This is a genomic window from Methylobacterium sp. Leaf361, from assembly GCF_001424445.1.
Lineage (GTDB): Bacteria > Pseudomonadota > Alphaproteobacteria > Rhizobiales > Beijerinckiaceae > Methylobacterium.
This window is the reverse complement of record NZ_LMPY01000016.1, coordinates 14,628-37,488: the sequence shown is the minus strand read 5'-3', so window position 1 is coordinate 37,488 and position 22,861 is coordinate 14,628. Positions and strand designations below refer to the sequence as shown.

The window sequence follows — 22,861 nt, the reverse complement described above, 5'->3', positions numbered from 1 at the left end:
AAAAGTCGCCGTCTCGGGCGTTGGCGCTGGACTTCACGCGCAGCTGGGAACTCGATGTCGAGCCGGAACGGACGCAGCACGGTCATGGTCACGGGCGCGAGCGCCGGCGTCGGCCGGGCTGTCGCCCACGAATTCGCCCGGCACGGCTGGAACGTGGGGCTGATCGCGCGCGGCCCGGCGGGGCTGAGGGGCACGATCCGCGATGTCGAGCGGGCCGGCGGCCGGGCCCTGGCCTTTGCGGCCGACGTCGCCGACGCGGAGGCCGTCGCCCAGGCTGCCGACGCGCTGGCCGAGGCGTTCGGCGGCATCGACGTCTGGGTCAACAACGCGATGGTGACGGTCTACGCGCCCGTTCAGGAGACGAGCCCGGACGAGTTCCACCGCGCCACCGCGGTGACCTATCTGGGGCAGGTGCACGGCACGCTGGCGGCCCTCCGCCACATGGTCCCGCGCGACCGGGGCACGATCGTGCATGTCGGCTCGGCGCTCGCCTACCGGTCGATCCCGCTCCAGGCGAGCTACTGCGCCGCCAAGGCCGCCGTGCGGGGCTTCGTCGATTCCCTGCGCAGCGAGCTGCTCCACGACCGCAGCCGAGTCCGCCTGACGATGGTACAGCTTCCGGCCGTGAACACGCCGCAATTCGACTGGGCGCGCTCGCGGCTGCCGCGCAAGCTCGAGCCGGTGCCGCCGATCTACCAGCCGGAGGCCATCGCCCGGCACGTCTTCCGGGCGGCGCACGACGCGCCCCGGGAAATGTGGATCGGGGCCTCGGCCTGGAAGGCGATCATCGGAAACATGCTGATCCCGGGCTGGATCGACGGCTACCTCGCCCGGCATGGCTATCGCGGGGAGATGACCGGCGTGCAGGCGCAGAAGAACCGACCCGACAACCTCTACGACCCGGTGGACACCGATCCCGGCGCCCACGGCCGCTTCGACTCCCGCGCGACCAGCGACGTCGCGGCGGCCGACCCGCGCTGGGTCAAGCTCGGGATCGCGGCCGCGCTCGGCCTCGTGGCCGGCACGATGCTGTTCGCCACCGAGGCGCACGGGCGGGCGGACGCCCGCGCCGATCGCCGGCCGGGCCGACGCTAGGACACGGGCCAACGCGGGTTTCAAGGAGGATCCGATGCCGGGCACGAACCGTCGCGATCAGGTGCGGGCCGCGCTCGCCGGAGGGGCCGTCCTGGGTCTCGGCGGCCGCGCCCGCGCCACCGCACCCTTCGGCGGAGCGCAGGCGCCGGGCTTCTACCGGACACGTATCGGCAGTTGCGAGGTCACGATCCTCAACGACGGGGCGCGCAGCTTCCCGATGCCGGACCGCTTCGTGCGCAACGTTCCCCGGGACGAGGCGCTCGGCGCCGCGCGGGCGGCCTACATGCCCCCCGGCCAAGTGACGGTGCCGTTCAACCCGACGCTGATCAACACGGGCGCGAAGCTCGTCCTGATCGATACCGGCAACGGCTCGGTGCCGGGCGCGCCCGTCGGCCGCCTCGCGGCGAACCTCGCGGCGGCCGGGATCAGGCCCGAGGACATCGACCTCGTCCTGCTCTCGCACCTCCATCCCGACCACACGAACGGCCTCAAGCGGGCGGACGGGTCCCTCGCCTTCGCGAACGCCGAGATCCGGGCCGCCGCACCCGACTGGGCGTTCTGGATGAGCGACGCCAACATGGCCCGCGCCGCCGACCCGGTGACGCAGGGCTACTTCGCCAACACCCGCCGGGTGCTCGGCGACCTGACGGACCGGATCGGCAGCTTCGCGTGGGACGAGGAGATCGTACCCGGGATCACCGCCCTCGCCGCCCCCGGACACACGCCGGGCCACACGGCCTTCGCGGTCGCCTCGGGCGCGGACCGTCTGTTGATTCAGTCCGATGTGACCAACATCCCGGCCTTCTTCCTGCAGCACCCGGACTGGCACGTGATGTACGATCACGACGCCGATCAGGCGCAGGCGACGCGCCACCGCTTCTACGACATGGCCGCGTCCGAGAGGGCCCTCGTGGTCGGCTACCACTTCCCCTTCCCGTCGCTCGGCCACGTGGAACGGGACGGACCGGGCTACCGGCTCGTGCCCATCGCCTGGGCTGGCACGCTCTGACCGTCCCGGGATTCGTGCCACCGGATCAGGGAGGCCAGATCCACGACCCCGCCCGGCCATTCGACGCCCGCGAGATGCCGGTGCGGCCGGTCCGGCTCGCCGAGATCCGAGACGGCCGAGAAGGCGCCGTCGAGCCGGTGGCTCTCGGTGTAGCGGCTCCGGGTCGCCAGGACCGGCAGCCCGGCGGCCCGGGCCGAGCTGATGCCGGCGGCCGAATCCTCGAAGGCCACCGCCTCGGAGGCCGGGATCTCCAGGCCGGCGAGCGCCAGCAGGAACACGTCGGGGGCGGGCTTCTTGCGGCTCGCCTCGTCGCCGGCCGCGATCACGTCGAAGGGCGCTGCGTCCGGCGGGAAATTGGCGGCGAGGAGCCGGTCGACGTTCGGGCGGCTCGTCGTGGTGGCCACCGCGAGCCGGATTCCCGCGGCCCGGGCCTCGGCGATCAGCCGGGCGATCCCGGGGCGCAGCGGCAGGCCGTTCCGCGCGACGAGGTCGCCGTAGGCGCGCGTCTTGATGGCGTGGATCTCCGGCGCGCGGGCGTGGAGTGCGGCGGCTTCCGCCGGGTGCTCGGTGTCGATGTAGTGGGCGAGCCGCTCCTTCCCGCCCATGACGGCCAGCAGGTCGGCGTAGAGCGCCTCGTCCCACCGCCAGGGCAGGCCGAGCTCCGCGAAGGCGCGGTTGAACGCCTGCCGGTGCAGGTCCTCGGTCTCGGCGAGGGTCCCGTCGACGTCGAAGATCAGCGCCTTCAGCACGACAGGTCGCGACCGGAGGCGCCCTCCGCGCCCTCGCGGATCGCCGCGATGCGCTCGGCGTAGGCGTCCGGGCCGCCGCTGAACACCGCGTTGCCGGCCACGAACGTGTCGGCGCCGGCGCGGCTCGCGACCTTGACCGTCTCGGGGTCGATCCCGCCGTCGACCTGGATGCGGATGTCCCGGCCCGCCACCATGGCGCGCACCCGCGCCACCGATTCCATGGCGCCCTTGATGAAGCTCTGGCCGCCGAAGCCGGGATTGACGGTCATCACCAGCACGAGATCCACGAGGTCGAGCACCGGCTCGACCATGGCGGCCGGCGTGCCCGGGTTGATCGCCACGCCGGCGCGCTTGCCGAGGTCGCGGATGGTCTGGAGCGAGCGGTGGATGTGCGGCCCGGCCTCGGCATGGACCGTGATGCCGTCGGCCCCCGCCTGCGCGAAGGCCGCGAGGTACGGATCGGCCGGCGCGATCATCAGGTGCACGTCGAAGTACTTCTGCGTGTGCGGCCGGAGCGCTTTCACCACCGGCGGCCCGAAGGTGATGTTGGGCACGAAATGCCCGTCCATCACGTCGAGATGGATCCAGTCGGCCCCGGCCGCGTCCACGGCGCGGGTCTCCTCGGCCAGCTTCGAGAAGTCGGCGGACAGGATCGACGGGGCGATGACGGGTGCGAGCATGGGAGGCTTTCGGGGTCGGCTCAGGCCAGCCGGCGGCGGCGCTCGACGAGCTGCATGATCATCGGCGTCAGGATCAGCTGCATCGCCAAGTCGAGCTTGCCGCCGGGGATCACGATGGAGTTGGCCCGGCTCATGAAACTGTCGTGAATCATGGAGACGAGATACGAGAAGTCGATCCCCTTCGGGTCCTTGAAGCGGATCACGACCATCGATTCGTCGGCGGTGGGAATCCAGCGGGCGATGAACGGGTTCGACGTGTCGACCGTCGGCACCCGCTGGAAGTTGATGTCGGTGAACGAGAATTGCGGGCAGATAGTCTGCACGTAGTCGGGCATGCGCCGCAGGATCACGTCGGTCACCGCCTCGGTGGAGTAGCCGCGGAACGAGCGGTCCCGGTGCAGCTTCTGGATCCATTCGAGGTTGATCACCGGCACGACGCCGATCTTCAGGTCGGCGTAGCGGGCGATGTCGACGTCCTGGTCGGCCACGCAGCCGTGCAGGCCCTCGTAGAACAGGAGGTCGGAATCGGGCGGGAACGTCTCCCAATCCGAGAAGCTGCCCTCCGGGATGCCGTAGGCCTGCGCGTCGTGCTGGTCGTGGGCGTAGTGACGGGTCCGGCCGGTGCCGGACTCGGCGTAGCTGCGGAACACCGCCTCCAGCTCCGGCAGGAGGTTGGCCCGCGGCGCGAAGTGGGACAGCGTCGGCTCGTTCGCCATCATCGCCCGCATCGTGTCGCGGTCGAAGGCGTGGAAGCCGTCACCCTCGATGAAGACCGCCCGCACGTCCTCGCGGCGGAAGATCTGCTCGAAGGTGTTGCGCACCGAGGTGGTCCCGGCCCCGGAGGAGCCGGTCACCGAGATGATGGGGTGCCGCGCCGACATGCCTTTACGACTTCACGGTGCGGCTATGACCGCATCAGGCCGCGCTGGCCGAAGAGCGGCGAGCGGCCGGCATCGGGCTTGCCGCCGGCATAGTAGGTGGCGACGCACGCCACTTCCTCGGTGGAGCCGCAGACCAGCGGCGCCCGCTCGTGGATCCCGGTGGCCACGAGGTCGAGGATCCGCGTCTGGCCGTCGGTCGCCGCGCCGCCGGCCTGCTCAACCAGCATGGCCACGGGCGCGACCTCGTAGAGCAGCCGCAGGCGGCCGCGGGCGTAGTTCTTCCGGGCGTCGCCCGGGTAGAGGAACACGCCGCCGCGGGTCAGCACGCGCTGGATGTCGGCCACCAGCGAGGCGAGCCAGCGCATATTGTAGTCCTTGTCGCGCGGCCCCTCGGTGCCGCGCTGGCAATCCTCGATATAGGCCTTCACCGGCGCGTCCCAGTGCCGAGCGTTGGAGGCGTTGATGGCGAATTCCTTGGTGGAGGCCGGCACCGACATCGCCGGGTTCGTCAGCTTGAACCGGCCCTCGGCGCGGTCGAGCACGTAGGACTGGGTGCCGTCGCCCAGCGTCAGGATCAGCGCCGTGGCCGGGCCGTAGGTGACGAAGCCCGCGGCGATCTGCGTCGAGCCGGGGGTGGTGAACGAGGCCAGCGGGTTCGCCGGATCCTTGATCGACGGCCGGATGCCGAAGATCATGCCGACGGCCATGTTCACGCCGATGTTGGAGGAGCCGTCGAGGGGGTCGATGGCGACGGCGAGCGGGGCGTCCAGGTTCAGACGCATCACCTCCTCGGCCTCCTCGGAGGCGACCTCGGCGACCGGCGCGCCCCGCAGCGCCGCGGTCACGCTCTCGTGAGCGATGACATCGAGGGCCTTCTGGACGTCGCCGTCGCTGTTGTGATCGCCGGCCGCCGCGAGGTCGCCACCGAGCGCGCCGCGCCCGATCCGCTCGCTGATCTCCACCGCCGACCGCGCCACGGCCGCGACCACCGCGGCGGCGTCCTTCAGCGCCGGATTGGCGTCCACGGCCTGCGCCAGGCAGGTCTCGAGGGGCGTCCCGATCGCCGCTGAAATTGCCATCGGCCTACTCCTCCTGCTCGGATCCCGTCCGCGGGGATCGCGCGTTCCGCGCCGGCTCTGTAGCGGCCGCTTGGCTGCCAAGATAGCGGTCTCTGTCTCCGGATCGACAGGAACCCGCGGCGGGGCCTTCAAGATTTCTGTGCGATCTTGTGCCATAGGACGAAAAAAACGAGATGTCCGCCATGCGCAACCTCTCCCTCAAGCAGCTTCAGGCGGTCGCTGCCGTGGCCCGCCTCGGCACCATGACCCGGGCTGCGCAGGAGCTGAACGTCACCTCGGCCGCCCTCTACGCGCGCATCCGCCAGCTGGAGGAGGAGGCCGGGCTGCTGCTGTTCGACCGGACGCCGGGGGGCCTCAAGCCGACGGATGCCGGCCGCGAGATGCTCTGGGCGATCGACAGCATCAACACGGTGCTGGAGACCTGCACCGACCGCCTGCGCACCCTGCGCGGCGCGGAGGGCGGCCGCGTGGCGCTCGGGGTCGTCTCCACCGCCAAGTACTTCGCCCCGCAGGTGATCGCGGGCTTCGTCAAGAAGCATCCCGGCGTCGAGATCAGCCTGTCGGTGCGCAACCGCGGCCAGACCGTGGAGGCGCTGCGCGGCTACGAGATCGACTTCGCCCTGATGGGCCGCCCGCCGCGGGACTTCCCGATCGAGGCCGCCACCTTCGGGCCGCACCCGATCGTGCTGATCGCGCCGCCCGGCCACCCGCTGGCGGGCCGGACCGACCTGAACCGCGAGGACCTCGCGGACCAGCCGTTCTTCCTCCGCGAAGAGGGCTCGGGCACCCGCATGGTCTTCGAGGAGTTCATGAGCGGCGTCCTGGTCAAGCGGGCGCCCCTGGACATCGACACCGGGTCGAACGAGACCATCAAGCAGGCGGTGATGGCCGGGCTCGGGATCGCGCTGCTCTCGGTGCATTCCGTGGCGGCCGAGCTGGAGAGCGGGCGCCTCGTCCTCCTCAACGTCAGGGGCCTGCCGATCCGGCGCGACTGGTACGCGGTCCGGCGCGCCGACAAGGTGCTGGGTCCGGCCGCCTCGGCGGTCTGGTCCTACCTGATGTCGGAGGGCGCGCGCTGCCTGCCGGGCGTCGCCCAGAGCGGTCTGGTGCTGGCCGGAGCCAAGGCGTGAGCGCCGCTGCCGGCGTCGTCGTGGCCGGGGCCGGGCAGGCCGGCTTCCAGCTCGCCGCGTCCCTGCGGGAGGGCGGGTTCCGCGACCCGATCACCCTGGTGGGCGACGAGACCGCCCTGCCCTACCAGCGGCCGCCCCTCTCGAAGGCCTACCTCGCCGGGAAGACCGACCGGGAGGGCCTGTTCCTGCGCCCGCCCGGCTTCTTCGCCGAGCACGCCATCGCGCACCGCCCGGGGCTCCGCGCCGTCGCGGTCGACCGGGACGCGCGCCGCCTGCAGCTCTCGGACGGCACCGCCCTCCCCTACGACCACCTCGTGCTCGCCACCGGCGCGCGCAACCGCCCCCTGCCGGTCCCGGGCGTCGAACTCGCGGGCGTGCGCCAGCTGCGCGGTCTCGCCGATGCCGACGTCCTGAAGGCGGCGGTCGCCGAGGCCCGGGCGGTCGTCGTCATCGGGGCCGGCTTCATCGGGCTCGAATTCGCCGCCGTCGCGGCCGCGCGCGGCCTCCCGGTGACGGTGATCGAGGCGGCCGAGCGGCCCATGGCCCGGGCGGTCTCGTCCGAGATGGGCGAATTCTTCCGCCGCGCCCACGCCGCGATGGGCGTGCGCTTCGCCTTCGGGGCCGGCGTGACGGCGATCGTCGGGCGGGACGGCCGCGCCACCGGCGTCGCCCTGGCGGACGGCAGCGAACGCGCGGCCGACCTGGTCCTCGTGGGGATCGGCGTCCTGCCGAACCGGGAGCTCGCCGCGGAGGCCGGCCTCCCGGCCGAGGACGGCGTGCGGGTCGACGCGTTCCTGGCGACGCCCGACCCGGCCATCTCGGCGATCGGCGACTGCGCCCGATTCCCGATCCCCTTCGCCCACGGGCTGACGCCGGACGGGACGGTGCGGATCGAGTCCGTGCAGAACGCCATCGACCAGGGCCGCTGCCTCGCGGCCCGCCTCACCGGCAAGCCCGCCGCCTACGGAGCGCTGCCGTGGTTCTGGAGCGACCAGGGTCCGCACAAGCTGCAGATCGCGGGCCTGTCGGGACCCGGCGATGCCGGCGTCGTCCGCGGGACCGGCGACGCCTTCTCGGTCTTCCGCTTCCGCGAGGGGCAGCTGAGCGCGGTGGAATCCGTCGACCGCGCGGGCGACCACATGATCGCGCGCCGCCTGCTCGCGGCCGGGACGCCGCTGACGCCCGACCAGGCGGAAGATCTAGGCTTCGACCTCAAGGCGCTGGCGATGGGGCGGGTCTGAGAGCTGCTACGCGTCATCGCGAGCGTAGCGAAGCGACCCAGAGCAGCGCGACATCGGGAGGCGTGGCGCGACACTGGATTGCTTCGCTGCGCTTGCAAGGACGACCTCGCGCGGTTCAGACTAACTCTCGGAAAACCATGGAACGGCTGGACGCCGCTTTGAATCGTCCGAGCACCATGCCCTTTCCCGGGCGCATGGAGCACCAGCGGAATGCGACCCGGGATCCAGCGCGAAACGTCGCGAAGCGTCGATATGCGGTGCCGCTTTCGCGGCGCTTCGTGTGCTGGTTCCCGGATCGCCTTCCACTGCGTTGCGGGCGTCCGGGAAAAGGCGCGCTCAGCCGGTAAACGGGACTGGTCCCGGCTTCTGCCGCAGGGCGATGGCGGTGGCGATCCCGAGCGCCAGGATGGTGACGGCGCATCCGAGCAGCGCCCCGAGCTGCCCGAACCGGAGCAGCGCCTGCCCGATCACCGCGACGCCGAGCGCCTGGCCGCAGAAGAACGAGAAGGCGTGGAGTGCCACCGCGGAGGCGCGGGCCTTGGGCGCGACCTCGGTGACCTGCGTCTGGTAGGTGTTGTGCAGCATGTAGAAGCCGAGGCCCATGGCGGTGAGCGCGGCGCAGTCGACCTGCCAGGAGCCCGCGAGCCCGACCACGGTGAGCGACGCGCCGCAGATCAGGCCGCCGCCGATCAGCATCCGCGGCAGGCCGAGCAGCCGGACGAGCAGCCCGACCAGGGCCGAGTAGAGCAGGCCGCCGACCGCGAACCCCGCCAGCACCAGCCCGGCCTCGCGCGGGCCGCCCTCCCCCCGCGCCTCGATCAGCGGGGCGAGGTGCGGGAACACGCCGAAGATCGCGATGGCCTCGATGAACACCGCCGAGAACAGCACCCGCGCCCGGGGATTGCCCAGGATCGTGCGGTAGCGCGTCACCGCCTCGCCGAAGGCGGGGCGGCGGGCCGGGGCCCGGCCGGCCCGGTCGAAGCCGAAGACGGTCGCCGCGCAGGCCAGGGCCGCCACCGCGGCGGTGACCGCGAAGACGCCGCGCCAGCCGATCGCCGCCTCGATCAGGCCCGCGAAGGTCGAGCCCGAGAGCTGGCCGAGGATCACGGCCACGAGGAAGCGCCCGATCGCCACCTGGCGACCCTCCATCGGCACGCGGTCGCCCAGGAGGGCCAGCGAGAGCGGGATGCAGCCGCCCGCGGCAGCCCCCGCGAGCATGCGCAGGCCGAACAGGCTGCCGATGTCCGGCGCGACGCTGCACAGGGTCAGCGCGACGGCGAGCACCGCGAGGCAGGTGCTCATCACCCGCTCCTTGCCGAGCGCGTCGCCGATCGGGCCGAGCACCGGCTGGATGAACGCGTAGGGCAGCGCGAAGGCGGTGGAGAGGAGCGCCACCGTGTGGGCGTCGCTCGCGAGATCCCGGGCGAGCACGCCGACGAGGGGCTCGACCGAGCGGAGCGCGAAGGTGCTGCCGAACCCCGCGCAGGCCAGCACGACGATCAGGCGCGGTATCGACGTGGCCGGCGCCGCGGCGACGGCCGCGCTGGACGGGAGAGCCGGCTCTGTGCTGTCGGTCATGGCACGCTTCGCGACGCGGGCGGGATCAGACCCGCGGCATCGCATCTCCCTCGCCGGAGCGGAACCCCGCCGCGCGACAGATCAGTGCGCGTAGAACGCGGGATCCGGATTGTCGGTCGGGTGCGCGAAGGCCCAGCGCAGGGCCGACGACAGCGGCACGTTGTAGGTCAGGCCGCGCGGCGGCACGGGCTTCAGGAACCAGCGGTCGTAGAGCGCCGTGATCTCGGGGCTCCGGTAGAGATCGGCCGTCGCCCGGTCGACCACCGCCTTGAAGGCCGGGTCGTCCTTGCGCAGCATGATCCCGTAGGGCTCCGGATTGGACAGGGTCTCCTCGCTGACCACGTAGGCGGCGGGCTCCTTGGACTGGGCCGCGACCACGCTGAGCTGCACGTCGTCCATGACGAAGGCCGAGGCCCGGCCGGTCTCGACCATGAGGAACCCCTCCGGGACGTCCTTGGCGGCGATCACCGTGATGCCGAGCTTGCGCTCGTTGTTGGCCTTGATCAGCATCAGGATATTGGTCGAGCCGGCGACCGACGAGACCGTCTTGCCGCGCAGGTCGTCCAGGCTGGCGATGTTCTGGTCCTTCCGGGACACGAAGCGGGTCGCCGTGAGGAAGTGCGTGTTGGTGAAGTCCACCTGCTTCTTGCGCTCGGCGTTGTTGGTGGTCGTCCCGCACTCCAGATCGATCGTGCCGTTGGTCATCAGCGGGATGCGGGACGAGGAGTTGACGAACTCCATCCCGACCTCGAGGCCCGGCATCTTCAGTTCGCGCTTCACCGCGTCGGCGATCTTCAGGCAGATGTCGACCGCGAAGCCGACGACCTTCTGGTTCTGGTCCAGGTAGCTGAACGGCGTGGCGGTATCGCGCACGCCGAGGACCAGCCTGTTGCTGTCGTGGATCTTCCTGAGGGTGCCGGTGAGCTCGGCGGCCCGCGCGGCGCCCGCGGGGGCGCCGAGGCCGAGGAGGAGCGCGGCGATGAGGGGAGCGAGCAGACGCATGGGCCGACGGGTTCCGGTCGCGCGAGGGGCCGCCCGCGGGGTGCGCCGGCGGCGGGAGACCGGACCGCGCGCCGGGGCCGGCCCCCGGCGCGAGCCCCAGCAAGAGTCCGGCCGCGGTCAGGTCGACGCCGCCGCCTGGTGCGCCTCGGCGAGCTGCGCGTCCGCGGCCGCGACCTTCCGCGAGGCCGGGCGGGACCGGATGCGCTCCACGTAGGCCGCCAGCACCGGGTCGGGCGCGACGAGGCCGAAGCCCGTCGTCCAGCCGAGGGCGCCGCCCCACAGCACGTCGGCGGCGCTGAAGCGCGCGCCGAGCAGGTACGGGCCGGGCGTCAGGGCCTCCTTCACCCGGGCGATGACGCTGTCGTAATCGGCGTAGGCCGACATGGCGCGCGGGCCCGGCTCCCGCTTCAGGTACCGGTCGACCACCGCGGGCTCGAAGCAGGAGCCGTAGAACACCATCCAGCGCAGGTAGGTGGCCCGGTCGGGCTCGGTCGGTGCCGGGGCGAGCCCCGCCTCGGGGAACAGGTCGGCCAGGTAGAGGTAGACGGCCGCCTGCTCGGTCACCACGGCGTCGCCGTGGCGGATCGCCGGCACCTTCGCCATCGGGTTCACGGCGCGATAGGCGTCCTGGAGGTGCTCGCCGGCGCGCATGTTGAGCGCGTGCAGCCGGTACGGGACCCCGAGTTCCTCGAGCAGCACGCGGACGCCCGACGAGCGGGTATTGGGCGAATGATAGAACTCGATGTCAGGCATACTGGCCATTCCGCCCCGTCCGAGGATTGTCGATTCGTTGGCGTCCACGCTCTTACCCGCGGACCGACGGGTCAACCGCGGACCGGAGGCCACTTCTCCAGGGACCGGAATCGCGGCAGGAACGTTGGGCGATTGTGCGTTGCCGCGCGTTGGGCCTCCGACCGGCACGACGCGAGCCGGGGGTTACGAGTTCTGATGGCGAAGATTCTGCTGGTCGAGGACCACGAAGAGATCTGGGACTTCCTCTCGCGCCGCCTCAAGCGGCGCGGCTACGAGGTGATGCTCGCGCATGACGGCGAGGCCGGCGTCCGGCAGGCGCGCTCGGGCCAGCCCGACGTGATCCTCCTCGACATGAACCTGCCGGTCCTCGACGGCTGGTCGGTCGCCCGGACGCTGAAATCCGGCACCGACACCCGGGCGATCCCGATCATCGCGCTCACGGCCCACGCCATGTCGGGCGACCGCGACAAGGCCATCCAGGCCGGCTGCGACGACTATCACCCGAAGCCCGTCGATTTCTCGAAGCTGCTCAGCCAGATCAGCGCCGCCCTCGGCGAGACCGCGCAGGCGAGCTGACCCGGCAGCGGACGCGCGACCTGTGGCCCCGAGACCTGATGTGAGTGGAGCGTGTCCGTGAGCGAGGATCCCGTCACTGCCCAGCGCCTGCGGCAGGGCCTGCCGGTCTTCGTGGCGCTGGCATCGATCCTCCTCGTGGTCGCCACGATGGCGGCCCTCTATCTGGGGCGCGAGATCCTCGTGCCGGTGACGCTGGCGATCCTCCTGAGCTTCGTCCTCGTGCCGGCGGTGCGGATGCTGCGGCGGCTGCGCGTCCCCCGCGCGCCCGCGGTCCTGCTGGTGGTGGTGATCGTCTTCGGCGCCCTGTTCGGCATCGGCAGCCTGATCGCCAGCGAGGCGTCCCAGCTCGCCTCCGACCTGCCGCGCTACACCCAGGTGATGCGCACGAAGATCAAGGATCTGCGCGGGGCGACGGCCGGGACCGGCACGCTGTCGCGGATCGTCGACATGGTGCAGGATCTCAGCGCCACCCTGCAGCCGCCGCCGGCCGCGGAGGTCCGCGGCGAGCCGGGATCGCGCACGCACCCGCTCACGGTCGAGCTCACCCCCGCCCGCGCCAGCGTCGTCGACACGCTCCAGACCTTCGCGGGCCCGATCCTGCACCCGCTGGCGACGACCGGCCTGATCCTGATCTTCACGATCTTCATCCTGCTCCAGCGCGAGGACCTGCGGAACCGGGCGATCCGGCTCGCCGGCGGCTCGGGCGACCTGCGGCGCACGACGGCGGCGATCGACGACGCCACGAGCCGGCTGAGCCGGTTCTTCCTGGCCCAGCTCGCCCTCAACATCGCCTTCGGGCTGGTGATCGGCATCGGCCTCTGGCTGATCGGCGTGCCGAGCCCGACCCTCTTCGGCGTGCTCGCCGCGATCCTGCGGTTCGTGCCCTATATCGGCGCGGCGATCAGCGCCCTGCTGCCGCTGATCCTCGCGGCCGCCGTCGATCCCGGCTGGAGCATGGTGATCGCCACCGCGGCCCTGTTCCTCGTGGTCGAGCCGATCTGCGGCCACGTGATCGAACCGCTGCTCTACGGGCACTCGACCGGCCTCTCGCCGGTCGCCGTCATCCTGGCCGCGACGATCTGGACGTTCCTGTGGGGCCCGATCGGCCTCGTGCTGGCCACGCCCCTCACCGTCTGCCTCGTGGTGCTCGGCCGGCACGTGGAGCGGCTCTGGTACCTCGACGTGCTGCTCGGCGATCAGCCCGCCCTGTCGCCGCCCGAGATCTTCTACCAGCGCATGCTGGCCGGCGACCCGGTCGAGGCGATCGATCAGGGCTGGCAGTTCCTGAAGGAGCGCGCCCTCGTCACCTACTACGACGAGGTCGCCCTCGCGGGCCTCCTGCTGGCGCAGGAGGATCTGTCTCGCGGCACCCTGGATCGGGAACGGCAGGCGGAGGTCGGTGCCGCGATCGGGACGGTGGTGGACCGCCTCGGCACGGCGCCGGTCGGGCGCCGCGCCCGGCGGGGATCCGGCCGCGGCCCCGACACCGAGACCGCGGCCGCACTCGCCGCCGTCGGGCCCGACCGGCAGGTGGCCGGCATCGTCCTCGAGCGCGAGGATCTCGCGCCCAACTGGCGCGGCGAGACGCCGGTCCTGTGCGTGTCGAGCCGCGGTCCGTTCGACGAGGCGGCGACGCTGATGCTGAGCCAGATCCTCGCGCGCCACGGGCTGGCCTCGCAGATCCTGTCCATGGCGGCGATCCGCGCCGGCGAGCGGCCGGAGAACCCGGACGGCCTCGCGCTGATCTGCTTCTCCTACCTGGAGCCGGTCAGCCTGTCGCAGATCCGGTTCACCGTCCGGCAGGCCCGGGCCGCGGTGCCGGGTGTCCGCATCCTGGTCGGCTTCTGGCGCGAGCGCGATCCCGCGACCCTGGAGCGCCTGCGCCGGGCGACCTCGGCGGACTTCCTGGTGACGTCGCTGAACGAGGCGCTGTCGGCGGTGCTGGGCGCCTGCCGCGAGACCGCGCCGCCCCGGCTCGTCCAGGCCCCCGTGGGCGCGCCCTCCGAGGCCGCGCGGCCGGCCGCGGCATGAGCCCTTCGCGCGACACCGCCGCTGGGGATACAAGGTCGACTTCGGCCGTCCGGCCGCTAGTCTCGCGCACGCCTCGCGTGATCGACCGGGCGCAGAGGTCTTTCCCGGCCAGGAAGGTGACGACCGCCTCGCATGTCTGAGACGCCAGAAACACCGCCCTCCGGGCCGAGTCCCCCGATCCGGGACGGCGCCCCGAGCGACATCACCGATCGCAAGAGCGACATCTTCTTCGCGGCCGTCGAGACGACGCGGATGCCGATGATCGTCACCGATCCGCGCCAGCCCGACAACCCGATCATCTTCGCCAACCGGGCGTTCCTGGCGATGACCGGCTACACGCCGGAAGAGCTGATCGGGCGCAACTGCCGCTTCCTCCAGGGGCCCGACACCGACCGCGAGAGCGTCGCGCAGGTCCGCGCGGCGATCGCCGAGAAGCGCGAGTTCGCCACCGAGATCCTGAACTACCGCAAGAACGGCTCGACCTTCTGGAACGCCCTGTTCGTCTCGCCGGTCTACAATGCCGACGGCGAGCTCGTGTACTACTTCGGCTCGCAGCTCGACGTCTCGCGCCGCCGCGACGCCGAGGAGGCGCTGGGCCAGGCCCAGAAGATGGAGGCGCTCGGCCAGCTCACCGGCGGCATCGCGCACGATTTCAACAACCTGCTGCAGGTGATCGTCGGCTACGTCGACATCCTGGCGGCCGGACTGGAGAAGCCCGACGCCGACCGCGCGCGGCTCGGCCGCGCCACCGAGAACATCCGGCAGGCGGCCGAGCGCGCCACGACGCTGACGCAGCAATTGCTGGCCTTCGCCCGCAAGCAGCGGCTGGACGGCCGCGCGGTCAATCTCAACACCCTGATCGAGGGGATGGGCGAGATGGTCGCCCGCTCGGTGGGCGAGGCCGTGAAGGTCGAACTCGACCTCGCGCCCGATCTCTGGAACTGCCGCGTCGACCCGACCCAGGCCGAGGTCGCGATCCTGAACGTGCTGATCAACGCCCGCGACGCGATGCCGGAGGGCGGCACCGTCCGGATCTCCACCGAGAACAGCGAGATCGCCGCGCGCGGCCGGGAGATCGGGCCGCTGCGCGACGGCCGCTACGTCAGCATCGCCATCAAGGACAGCGGCACCGGCATCCCGCCCGCCGTGCTCGCCCGGGTGATGGACCCGTTCTTCACCACCAAGGAGGAGGGCAAGGGTACGGGTCTCGGCCTGTCGATGGTCTACGGTTTCGCCAAGCAGTCGGGCGGCGCCGCGCAGATCGAGTCGGCGGTGGGGTCCGGCACGACGGTGCGCCTGTCGTTCCCCGCGACCGACGGCGACGTCAACGCCCCCGCGAAGGTCTCGCTGCGGGCCGTGGACCGCCAAGGCACCGAGACGATCCTGATCGTCGACGACCGCGAGGACGTGGCCGAGCTCGCCCGCACCATCCTGCGGGACTTCGGCTACACGACGCTGGTCGCGAGCAATGCCCGCGAGGCGCTGGAGATCCTGGACTCGAGCGGGAAGGTCGATCTGCTCTTCACCGACCTGATCATGCCGGGGGGCATGAACGGTGTGCTCCTGGCCCGCGAGGCCCGGCGCCGCCAGCCCAAGCTCAAGGTGCTGCTCGCCACGGGCTACGCGGAGGCGAGCCTGGAGCGAACCGATATCGGCGGCTCGGAGTTTGATCTCCTGAACAAGCCCTACCGGCGCACGGAGCTGGTCCGCCGCGTGCGCGCGATCCTCGACGGTCCGACCGGGTTGGGCTGAGCTTCGGGAGACGGCCCATGTCCCAGGGCGACAAGTCGAAATACACCGACAAGCAGAAGCGCAAGGCCGAGCACATCGCCGACTCGTACGAGTCCCGCGGCGTGCCGGAGAAGGAGGCGGAAGCCCGGGCCTGGGCCACCGTCAACAAGGACGACGGCGGCGGCAAGAAGCCGGGCGGATCGGGCCGCGGCAAGGCCACCGGCCATCCGGCCGCCCACAAGGGCGGCGCGTCCGGCGGCAAGGCCTCGGCCGGACGCACGGCCGCGGAGCGCTCCGCCTTCGCCAAGAAGGCCGCCGCGACCCGCAAGGCCAACGCCGCCGCGCGGGCCTGACCGCCCGTCGCGAGCCGGGCCTCCGGCCTCCGTGCCGGTGCGGGGTCGATCTCAGTCCCGCCGCTCGGCGAGCTTGACCAGCGCGTGCAGCAGCCGGTTCGCCGGCGTCGGGATCCCGTGCGCCGCGCCCCGGCGCACGATGGTGCCGTTGAGGTGGTCGATCTCGCTCGGCCGGCCGCGGGCCAGGTCCTGGGCGGTGGACGAGCGCTGTTCGGCCATGGCGGCGCTGAGCGCCATCACGTCGTCGAGGATGCCGGGCGACACGGACACGCCCTCGGCCTCCGCGACGCGCGCGCATTCCTGGACGACGTCCGCGATGACCGCGACCACGCCCTCGCCCTCCACCAGGCGGCCGTAGGGCAGCTGCGTCAGGGCCGACAGGGCGTTGTAGGCGCAGTTGATGATCAGCTTCGCCCAGAGCGCGTCGACGGCCGTCTCCGAGACGGTGGTCGGGATGCCGGCCGCCGCGAACGCGGCGGCGACGTGCCCGCTCGTCTCGGACGCGCCGAGGATCAGGTCGCCGCGCCCGTTGTGCCGGACGTGGCCGGGGCCGGCCATCGCGGTGGCGACGTAGACCGCCACCGGCACGACCGGCCGGCCCAGCACGGCGGSGAGCCGCTCGGCGTTGTCGACGCCGTTCTGGAGGCTGAGGACCGTGGCGGCCGGATCGAGGTGGGGGGCGATCATCGCGCCCGCCGCCTCGGTGTCGCCCGACTTCACGCAGACCAGCACGAGGTCGGCGCCCGACACGCCCGCCCCCGTATCGGTCGCCCGGACGGGCACGGAGGCCGTCCCGGCCGCGCTCTCCAGCACGAGACCGTCCTTCTCGACCGCCTCGACCAGGGCGGGACGGCCGATCAGCGTCACCGCGTGGCCGGCCCGCGCCAGGAGGAACCCGTAGTAGCAGCCGACCGCGCCGGCCCCCACGACGGCGACGGTCATGGCGGAGCTCACGGCGGGGCTCACGGCGCCACCGCCGCGGCGCGCTCGGGATGGAAGGGCGCCGCGCCCGCCTCAGCCGCGCGGACATGCTCCAGCAGCGCCTGGGCCGGGTGCCGCAGCCGCACACCGTCGACCAGCTTGGCCTGGGAGCGGCAGGAATAGCCGTCCGCCAGCAGGGTGCAGCCGGGCGCCTCGGCGACGTGGCTGGCCCAGCTCAGGCCGTAGATCGCCTCGGAGCTGGCGCGGTGGCGCGCCTCGTGACCGTAGGTCCCCGCCATGCCGCAGCAGCCGGCGGCCGGCACCTCGAGCCGCAGGCCGAGATGGGCGAACACGGCCTGCCAGTCCCGCACCGCGCCCGGCGCGTTGGTGCGCTCGGTGCAGTGGGGCAGCAGCCGCATCGTGCGCCCGCCCGGCCCCGGCGCGATCCGGTCGAGCCGGGCGGCGAGCCATTCCTGCAGGAGGTGGACCTTCGGGAGATCGCCGCCCAGCGCCTGCGCGTACTCGGACCGGTAGGTCAGCGTCATCGACGGGTCGATCCCGACCAGGGGCACGCCGTGCCCGGCGAGGTCGCGCAGCATCGCGGCGTTCGAGCGGGCGACGGCGGCGAACCGCGCCAGGAAGCCGTGCACGTGCAGCGGCTTGCCGTTCGGCCGGTAGGGCACCAGCCAGGGCCGGAAGCCGAGGGCGGCGAGGAGGTCGCAGCTGTCGGTCACGACTTCCGCGTCGAAGTGGCTGGTGAAGGCGTCCTGCACCACCAGCACGGACCGCGCGCGCTCCTGCGGGTCCAGCCGGGCCAGGGCGTCCGGGGTCGCGACGGCGACGCCGCGTTCCGCCAGTTGCGCCGCGAGCGCGACGGGCGACAGGGCCGGGATCGCCACCAGCCCGGCCCGGGCCAGGATCAGCCGGGCCAGCGGGTTGGCCAGGACCGCGTTGAAGAGGCGCGGCGCCCGCGCCGCCAGCGGCAGCAGCGGCTCCAGCGCCGCCACGAGATGGTCCTTCAGCGGCCGCGCGTAGCGCGTGTGGTAGAGCGCCAGGAACTTCGCCCGGAAGGTCGGCACGTCGACCTTGATCGGGCAGGACCCCGTGCAGGACTTGCAGGCGAGGCAGCCGTCCATCGCCTCCTTGACGGCGTGGGAGAAGTCGTCGGCCTCGGACCGGCCGCGGAGGCGGCTCCGCAGGGTCGCCGCCACGTCGGAGAGCCACCCGGCGCGCTGCCGCGCCAGCTCGGCGGCCGGGTCGACCCCGGCCTCCGCCGCGCGGCGCAGCCACTCGCGCATCAGCGAGGCGCGGCCCTTGGGCGAGTGTCGCCGCTCCCGCGTCGCCTTCCAGGACGGGCACATGGCCTCGTCCGCGTCGAAGCTGAAGCAGGCGCCGTTGCCGTTGCAGTGGAGCGCTTCGTCGAAATCCTCCCGGACCGGCGCCGGGATGGCGCGGTCCCGCTCGCCCCGGCGCGGGACGCCGTCGATCCGGGTCAGGCCCGCGCCCCTGGCGGAGGCGATCTTGCCCGGGTTCATCCGGTCGTCCGGGTCGAAGGCGCGCTTGACCGCCTCCAGCGCGGGCATCAGCGGCCCGAACGTCGCCGGCACGAATTCCGACCGGAAGCCCTTGCCGTGCTCGCCCCAGAGCAGGCCGCCGTACTTGGCGGTGAGCGCGACCACCCCCTCCGTGACCTCGCGGATCAGGCCGTTCTGCGCCGGGTCCTTGAGGTCGATGGCCGGCCGCACGTGCAGCACGCCGGCATCGACGTGGCCGAACATGCCGTAGCGCAGCCCCTTGCCGTCGAGGAGCGCGCGGAACTCCGCGATGTAGTCGGCGAGCCGCTCCGGCGGGACCGCCGTGTCCTCGACGAACGGGATCGGGCGCGCGTCGCCCTTGGCGGCGCCGAGCAGGCCCACCGCCTTCTTGCGCATGGTCCAGAGCCGCTCGATCGCGTCGCCCCGGGCGATGGTGAAGCCAAGGCGCCTCGTGTCGGTGCCGCGCTCGGCCTCCAGCGTCCCGGTGAGCCGCGCGAGGGCCGCCTCCACGGTCGCGGCGTCGTCGCCGACGAACTCCACGAGGTTGATGCCGTCCACCGGCCGCCCGGCCGGATCGTCGGGGAAGAAGGCCCGCACCTCGGCCCAGATCGGGTCCTTGCGGGCCAGCGCCAGGACCGTGGAGTCGATCGTCTCAACGGAGGCGGCGCCGAACGGCAGCAGCGCCTGCGCGTCGCGCAGCGCCGCGTCGAAGTCGATGTACGAGAGCGCGACCAGCACGGCGGCCTTGGGGATCGGCAGCACGTTCAGCCGCGCCTCGGCGATCAGCGCCAGCGTGCCCTCGGAGCCGCAGATCACGCTCTTGAGGTCGAACCGGCCGCCCGCGTCGCGCAGATGCGCGAGGTCGTAGCCGGTGAGGCAGCGGTTGAGCTTGGGGAAGCGCTCGGCGATGAGCGCGGCGTTCTCGGCGACGACGGCGTCGACGGTGCGGTGGATGGCGCCGACGCGGTCGTCGCGGCCCTTGGCGGCGTCGAGCCCGGCCGGGTCCAACGGCTCGGCGGTCCAGACCGTGCCGTCGGTGAGCACGCAGGTCAGCGCGAGGACGTGGTCCCGGGTCTTGCCGTAGAGGCACGAGCCCTGCCCGCAGGCATCGGTCGAGATCATCCCGCCGATCGTGGCGCGGTTCGAGGTGGAGAGCTCCGGCGCGAAGAACAGGCCGTGCTTGGCGAGTTCCCGGTTGAGCTGGTCCTTCACCACCCCCGGCTCGACCCGGACGACGCGGTTCGCGACGTCGATCTCCAGGATGCGGTTCATGTGCCGCGATGTGTCGACTACGAGGCCGTGGCCCAGCGACTGGCCGTTGGTTCCGGTCGCCCCGCCCCGGGGCCGGATCACGATCTCGGCGAAGCGCGGATCCGCGAGGAGCTTGGCGACGCGCACGAGGTCGTCGCGGGTGCGCGGAAAGGCCACGGCCCCCGGCGCCACTTGGTAGATCGAGTTGTCGGTGGAGAAGACCGTGCGGTCGGCGTCCGAGAGCGTCAGGTCGCCCTCGAAGCCGCGCAGGCGCAGCTCGGCGCAGGCCGCGGCGTAGAGCGGCACGGCCTCGGTGTGGCGGGTCAGGACCGGGATCATCCGCGCCTTCTACACCCGGCGGATCGCGGGAGACCATCGGCGACGGGACGGGGCGCGCTGGCATCCGGCTTGCCACGCACCCGCGACCTCCTGCGACCTCCCGCAATCTCCGGAACGGATGCCCATGAACGCGAGCCTCGAACGGGTCAGGGATGCCCTGGCCGAGCTGATCAAGGCCGCCCTCCTCTCGGACGACGGCCTGAGCGACGCCTGCCGCGCGGCCGGCCGCGCCAGGCTCGCCGCCCTCGCGGGCGATCCGCCCGAGCCCGAGAGCCTGCGGATGGACGGCGCCTGGACGCTCGCCGTCCAGGCGGCGGAGAGCCCGGAGCTCGCGCCGCTGGAGGGACGGGTGAACCTGACCCTGCCGCGCGCCTGCCCCTTCACCCTGGACGAGTTCCTCGCACCCGGCCTCGACGTGGATCAGGCTGTGGCCCGCATCCGCAAGAGCGCCTCGACCGGCTGATCGCGCCTGTTGAGGAGTGCCGGCACGGCGTTGCCGCGCGCGGGCCGGACACCCATGTTAGCGTCACAGGACCGACGCCTCGGTCCCGCGCCCGCACGCGGGTCCCGTCTATCGCAGAACTCTCCGGCACCCCCCTTTTGGCACGACGCACCACCGCCCCGGCGGCCGAGCCCGCCGCTCCGCAGCCCTTCCCCACCCGTGAGCAGATCCTCGCCTTCGTGGCCGAGTCGAAGGAGCGCGTCGGCAAGCGGGAGATCGCCAAGGCCTTCGGCATCAAGGGGGCCGCCAAGATCGACCTGAAGCGCGTCCTCAAGGAGATCGAGGAGGACGGCGCCCTCGACCGCGGCCGCGACGGCCTCGCCCCGGCGGGCCATCTGCCGCCGGTCGTGCTGGCCGACATCCGCTCCCGCGACCGCCACGGCGATTTCCTGGCGGTCCCGGTGGAGTGGACCGGCACCGGCAAGCCGCCCGCCATCGTGCTGACGCAGCCCCGCGGCCCCCGGAAGGGCAACCGTCCGGCCCCGGGCATCGGCGACCGCGCCCTGATCCGGGTCGAGCGCGACGCGGAGGGCGGCTACACCGGCCGGGTCGTCAAGGTCATCGGGAAGAACAAGGCCGAGATCATCGGTGTCTACCGGGCCGGCGCGCAGGGCGGCCGGATCGTGCCCGTCGAGAAGCGCGCGCAGGGCCGCGAGATCCTGATCCCGCCCGGCGAGGAGGGGCAGGCCCGCGACGGCGACCTCGTCAGCGTCTCGCTGGAGCGCGAGACCCGGTTCGGCCTGCCGAAGGGGCGTGTGCGGGAGCGGCTCGGCTCACTCGGCTCCGAGAAGGCGGTGAGCCTGATCGCCCTGCACCTGCACAACATCCCGCACGTCTTCGCCGACGCGACCCTGGCGGAGGCGGATTCCGCCGAGCCCGCCACCCTGAAGGGCCGCGAGGACTGGCGCGACCGGCCCCTCCTGACCATCGACCCGCCGGACGCCAAGGACCACGACGACGCCGTCATGGCCGAGGCCGATCCCGACCCGGCCAACCCCGGCGGCTTCATCCTCACCGTCGCCATCGCGGACGTGGCCGCCTATGTCCGGCCGGGCTCCAGCCTCGACCGCGAGGCGCTGGAACGGGGCAACTCGGTCTACTTCCCCGACCGGGTCGTGCCGATGCTGCCCGAGCGGATCTCGAACGACCTCTGCTCGCTCCGCGAGGGCGAGGACCGGCCGGCGCTGGCGGTGCGGATGGTCATCGCCGCCGACGGCGAGAAGCGCCGCCACGCCTTCCACCGGGTGATGATGCGCTCCCGCGCCAAGCTCGCCTACGCGCAGGCGCAGGCCGCCATCGACGGGCGGCCGGACGACGCGACCGGGCCGCTCTTGGAGACGGCGCTCCGCCCCCTCTGGGCCGCCTACGCGGCCCTGCGGGCGGCCCGCGACCGCCGGGGGCCCCTGGCCCTCGACCTGCCCGAGCGCAAGGTCCTCCTGAGCCCCGAGGGCGCGGTCGACCGGGTGATCGTGCCGGAGCGCCTCGACGCCCACCGGCTGATCGAGGAATTCATGATCCAGGCGAACGTCGCCGCCGCCGAGACCCTGGAGCAGGCGCGCCAGCCGCTGATCTACCGCGTCCACGACGAGCCCGCCCTGGAGAAGATGCGGGCGCTCGGCGAGGTCCTGGCCTCGGTGGGCATCAAGCTGCCCAAGGAAGGGGCGCTGCGCCCCGCCCTGTTCAACCGGATCCTCGCCACGGCGGCCGAGACGGAGCACGGGGTCTTCCTCAACGAGGTGATCCTGCGCAGCCAGGCCCAGGCCGTCTACGCGCCCGAGAATCTCGGGCATTTCGGCCTGAACCTGCGCCGCTACGCGCACTTCACCTCGCCGATCCGGCGCTACGCCGACCTGATCGTGCACCGCGCGCTGATCACCGCCTGCCGGCTCGGCTCGGACGGGCTCGCGAGCGAAATCTCCCTCGGCGAGCTGGCGCAGATCGGCGAGCAGATCTCGGCGGCCGAGCGCCGCGCCATGGCGGCGGAGCGCGAGACGATCGACCGGCTCATCGCCCACCACCTCGCCGACCAGGTCGGCGCGACCTTCGCGGGCCAGATCGCCGGCGTCACCCGGGCCGGCCTGTTCATCAAGCTCGACGAGACCGGCGCGGACGGCTTCGTGCCGGTCTCGCAGCTCGGCGCCGATTATTTCCGCCACGAGGAGGGCCGCCACGCCCTGGTGGGCGAGCGCACCGGCGAGACGTTCCGCCTCGGTGACAGGGTCGAGGTGCGGCTCGTGGAGGCCGCGCCGGTGGCCGGGGCGCTGCGCTTCGAGCTGCTCAGCGAGGGCCGGACCCGCTCCGGCGCCCGGTCCGCAGGGCCGGGGAAGAAGTCCGGCGGGCGGCCCTTCAAGGCCGCGCCGCCCGGCCGTCCCCCCGGCATCCGCAACACCGGGGCGCGCCACCGCGGCTCGCGCCGCTGACCCGG

19 protein-coding genes are annotated in these 22,861 nt (G+C 72.6%); 10 read left to right on the top strand and 9 right to left on the bottom strand.

The annotated features are described in order from the left end of the window. Positions 1–54: 54 nt before the first annotated feature. Both ASG32_RS13565 and ASG32_RS13560 read left to right on the top strand, forming a co-directional pair. Complete coding sequence (locus ASG32_RS13565) at positions 55–1,095, top strand: SDR family oxidoreductase (RefSeq protein WP_056526845.1); 1,041 nt, start codon at positions 55–57, stop codon at positions 1,093–1,095. 34 nt (positions 1,096–1,129) lie between these two features. Continuing rightward, the gene (locus tag ASG32_RS13560) at positions 1,130–2,104 is read left to right on the top strand and encodes an MBL fold metallo-hydrolase (protein ID WP_056526841.1); all 975 of its coding nucleotides are present in this window, start codon (positions 1,130–1,132) and stop codon (positions 2,102–2,104) included. Here the strand turns inward: ASG32_RS13560 and ASG32_RS13555 are convergent. Genes ASG32_RS13555 through ASG32_RS13540 form a run of 4 tightly spaced genes read right to left on the bottom strand, consistent with a single transcriptional unit; the run spans position 2,065 to position 5,493 of the window. Continuing rightward, on the bottom strand, positions 2,065–2,853 hold the full coding sequence (locus ASG32_RS13555; protein ID WP_056526838.1) for an HAD-IA family hydrolase: 789 nt from the start codon (positions 2,851–2,853) through the stop codon (positions 2,065–2,067). The genes ASG32_RS13560 and ASG32_RS13555 overlap by 40 nt on opposite strands. After that, positions 2,847–3,533, bottom strand: a complete 687-nt coding sequence (rpe, locus tag ASG32_RS13550; protein WP_020092550.1) for a ribulose-phosphate 3-epimerase — start codon at positions 3,531–3,533, stop codon at positions 2,847–2,849. Before rpe ends, ASG32_RS13555 begins: the two co-directional genes overlap by 7 nt. Positions 3,534–3,553: 20 nt before the next feature. Beyond that, complete coding sequence (locus ASG32_RS13545; protein WP_012320495.1) at positions 3,554–4,414, bottom strand: phosphoribulokinase; 861 nt, start codon at positions 4,412–4,414, stop codon at positions 3,554–3,556. Positions 4,415–4,437: 23 nt separating this feature from the next. Beyond that, positions 4,438–5,493, bottom strand: coding sequence for a class 1 fructose-bisphosphatase (locus ASG32_RS13540; RefSeq protein WP_056526834.1), 1,056 nt, complete (start codon positions 5,491–5,493; stop codon positions 4,438–4,440). Positions 5,494–5,675: 182 nt separating this feature from the next. On the opposite strand from ASG32_RS13540, the gene ASG32_RS13535 reads away from it, so the two are divergent. Then, positions 5,676–6,623 carry a LysR family transcriptional regulator gene (locus ASG32_RS13535; protein WP_026604832.1) on the top strand — a complete coding sequence of 316 codons (948 nt, stop codon included), beginning with the start codon at positions 5,676–5,678 and terminating at the stop codon, positions 6,621–6,623. Then, the gene (locus ASG32_RS13530; RefSeq protein WP_056526831.1) at positions 6,620–7,864 is read left to right on the top strand and encodes an FAD-dependent oxidoreductase; all 1,245 of its coding nucleotides are present in this window, start codon (positions 6,620–6,622) and stop codon (positions 7,862–7,864) included. The genes ASG32_RS13535 and ASG32_RS13530 overlap by 4 nt, the downstream gene beginning before the upstream one ends. Before the next feature lie 336 nt (positions 7,865–8,200). On the opposite strand, the gene ASG32_RS13525 is transcribed toward ASG32_RS13530, so the two are convergent. From ASG32_RS13525 to ASG32_RS13515, 3 genes are all read right to left on the bottom strand, one after another. Continuing rightward, the gene (locus tag ASG32_RS13525; protein WP_199866114.1) at positions 8,201–9,442 is read right to left on the bottom strand and encodes an MFS transporter; all 1,242 of its coding nucleotides are present in this window, start codon (positions 9,440–9,442) and stop codon (positions 8,201–8,203) included. 81 nt (positions 9,443–9,523) lie between these two features. After that, positions 9,524–10,444: an amino acid ABC transporter substrate-binding protein gene (locus ASG32_RS13520; protein WP_056526829.1), complete on the bottom strand. Its 921-nt coding sequence runs from the start codon at positions 10,442–10,444 to the stop codon at positions 9,524–9,526. A gap of 117 nt (positions 10,445–10,561) precedes the next feature. Then, positions 10,562–11,197, bottom strand: a complete 636-nt coding sequence (locus ASG32_RS13515; protein ID WP_082557867.1) for a glutathione S-transferase family protein — start codon at positions 11,195–11,197, stop codon at positions 10,562–10,564. Positions 11,198–11,392: 195 nt separating this feature from the next. On the opposite strand from ASG32_RS13515, the gene ASG32_RS13510 reads away from it, so the two are divergent. The 4 genes from ASG32_RS13510 to ASG32_RS13495 all read left to right on the top strand — a co-directional run bounded on the left by ASG32_RS13510 (position 11,393) and on the right by ASG32_RS13495 (position 15,888). Continuing rightward, positions 11,393–11,773 (top strand): response regulator, encoded by a 381-nt coding sequence (locus ASG32_RS13510; protein WP_020092557.1) that lies wholly within the window; start codon positions 11,393–11,395, stop codon positions 11,771–11,773. A 57-nt stretch (positions 11,774–11,830) separates the two neighbouring features. Beyond that, on the top strand, positions 11,831–13,804 hold the full coding sequence (locus ASG32_RS13505) for an AI-2E family transporter (RefSeq protein WP_056526817.1): 1,974 nt from the start codon (positions 11,831–11,833) through the stop codon (positions 13,802–13,804). A gap of 132 nt (positions 13,805–13,936) precedes the next feature. Beyond that, entirely contained in the window at positions 13,937–15,556 is a 1,620-nt protein-coding gene (locus tag ASG32_RS13500) for a hybrid sensor histidine kinase/response regulator (protein ID WP_056526814.1), read from the top strand. Between the two features lie 17 nt (positions 15,557–15,573). Further along, positions 15,574–15,888 carry a hypothetical protein gene (locus tag ASG32_RS13495; RefSeq protein ID WP_056526811.1) on the top strand — a complete coding sequence of 105 codons (315 nt, stop codon included), beginning with the start codon at positions 15,574–15,576 and terminating at the stop codon, positions 15,886–15,888. A gap of 51 nt (positions 15,889–15,939) precedes the next feature. Here ASG32_RS13495 and ASG32_RS13490 read toward each other — a convergent pair whose 3' ends face one another. Then, complete coding sequence (locus ASG32_RS13490) at positions 15,940–16,830, bottom strand: 2-dehydropantoate 2-reductase (RefSeq protein ID WP_056526808.1); 891 nt, start codon at positions 16,828–16,830, stop codon at positions 15,940–15,942. A 20-nt stretch (positions 16,831–16,850) separates the two neighbouring features. Continuing rightward, positions 16,851–19,934 (bottom strand): FAD-binding and (Fe-S)-binding domain-containing protein, encoded by a 3,084-nt coding sequence (locus ASG32_RS13485; protein WP_056526796.1) that lies wholly within the window; start codon positions 19,932–19,934, stop codon positions 16,851–16,853. A gap of 124 nt (positions 19,935–20,058) precedes the next feature. On the opposite strand from ASG32_RS13485, the gene ASG32_RS13480 reads away from it, so the two are divergent. Further along, positions 20,059–20,397, top strand: coding sequence for a hypothetical protein (locus tag ASG32_RS13480; protein WP_056526793.1), 339 nt, complete (start codon positions 20,059–20,061; stop codon positions 20,395–20,397). Positions 20,398–20,534: 137 nt separating this feature from the next. Further along, positions 20,535–22,856, top strand: a complete 2,322-nt coding sequence (gene rnr, locus ASG32_RS13475; protein WP_056526790.1) for a ribonuclease R — start codon at positions 20,535–20,537, stop codon at positions 22,854–22,856. The last annotated feature ends 5 nt before the right edge of the window (positions 22,857–22,861 follow it).

Excerpts from the sequence above, each read along its gene's own strand:
- ASG32_RS13565 (WP_056526845.1), top strand. The coding sequence starts at position 55 with ATGTCGAGCCGGAACGGACGCAGCACGGTCATGGTCACGGGCGCGAGC.
- ASG32_RS13560 (WP_056526841.1), top strand. The coding sequence starts at position 1,130 with ATGCCGGGCACGAACCGTCGCGATCAGGTGCGGGCCGCGCTCGCCGGA.
- rpe (WP_020092550.1), bottom strand. The coding sequence starts at position 3,533 with ATGCTCGCACCCGTCATCGCCCCGTCGATCCTGTCCGCCGACTTCTCG.
- ASG32_RS13545 (WP_012320495.1), bottom strand. The coding sequence starts at position 4,414 with ATGTCGGCGCGGCACCCCATCATCTCGGTGACCGGCTCCTCCGGGGCC.
- ASG32_RS13540 (WP_056526834.1), bottom strand. The coding sequence starts at position 5,493 with ATGGCAATTTCAGCGGCGATCGGGACGCCCCTCGAGACCTGCCTGGCG.
- ASG32_RS13535 (WP_026604832.1), top strand. The coding sequence starts at position 5,676 with ATGCGCAACCTCTCCCTCAAGCAGCTTCAGGCGGTCGCTGCCGTGGCC.
- ASG32_RS13525 (WP_199866114.1), bottom strand. The coding sequence starts at position 9,442 with ATGACCGACAGCACAGAGCCGGCTCTCCCGTCCAGCGCGGCCGTCGCC.
- ASG32_RS13520 (WP_056526829.1), bottom strand. The coding sequence starts at position 10,444 with ATGCGTCTGCTCGCTCCCCTCATCGCCGCGCTCCTCCTCGGCCTCGGC.
- ASG32_RS13515 (WP_082557867.1), bottom strand. The coding sequence starts at position 11,197 with ATGCCTGACATCGAGTTCTATCATTCGCCCAATACCCGCTCGTCGGGC.
- ASG32_RS13510 (WP_020092557.1), top strand. The coding sequence starts at position 11,393 with ATGGCGAAGATTCTGCTGGTCGAGGACCACGAAGAGATCTGGGACTTC.
- ASG32_RS13500 (WP_056526814.1), top strand. The coding sequence starts at position 13,937 with ATGTCTGAGACGCCAGAAACACCGCCCTCCGGGCCGAGTCCCCCGATC.
- ASG32_RS13495 (WP_056526811.1), top strand. The coding sequence starts at position 15,574 with ATGTCCCAGGGCGACAAGTCGAAATACACCGACAAGCAGAAGCGCAAG.
- ASG32_RS13485 (WP_056526796.1), bottom strand. The coding sequence starts at position 19,934 with ATGATCCCGGTCCTGACCCGCCACACCGAGGCCGTGCCGCTCTACGCC.
- ASG32_RS13480 (WP_056526793.1), top strand. The coding sequence starts at position 20,059 with ATGAACGCGAGCCTCGAACGGGTCAGGGATGCCCTGGCCGAGCTGATC.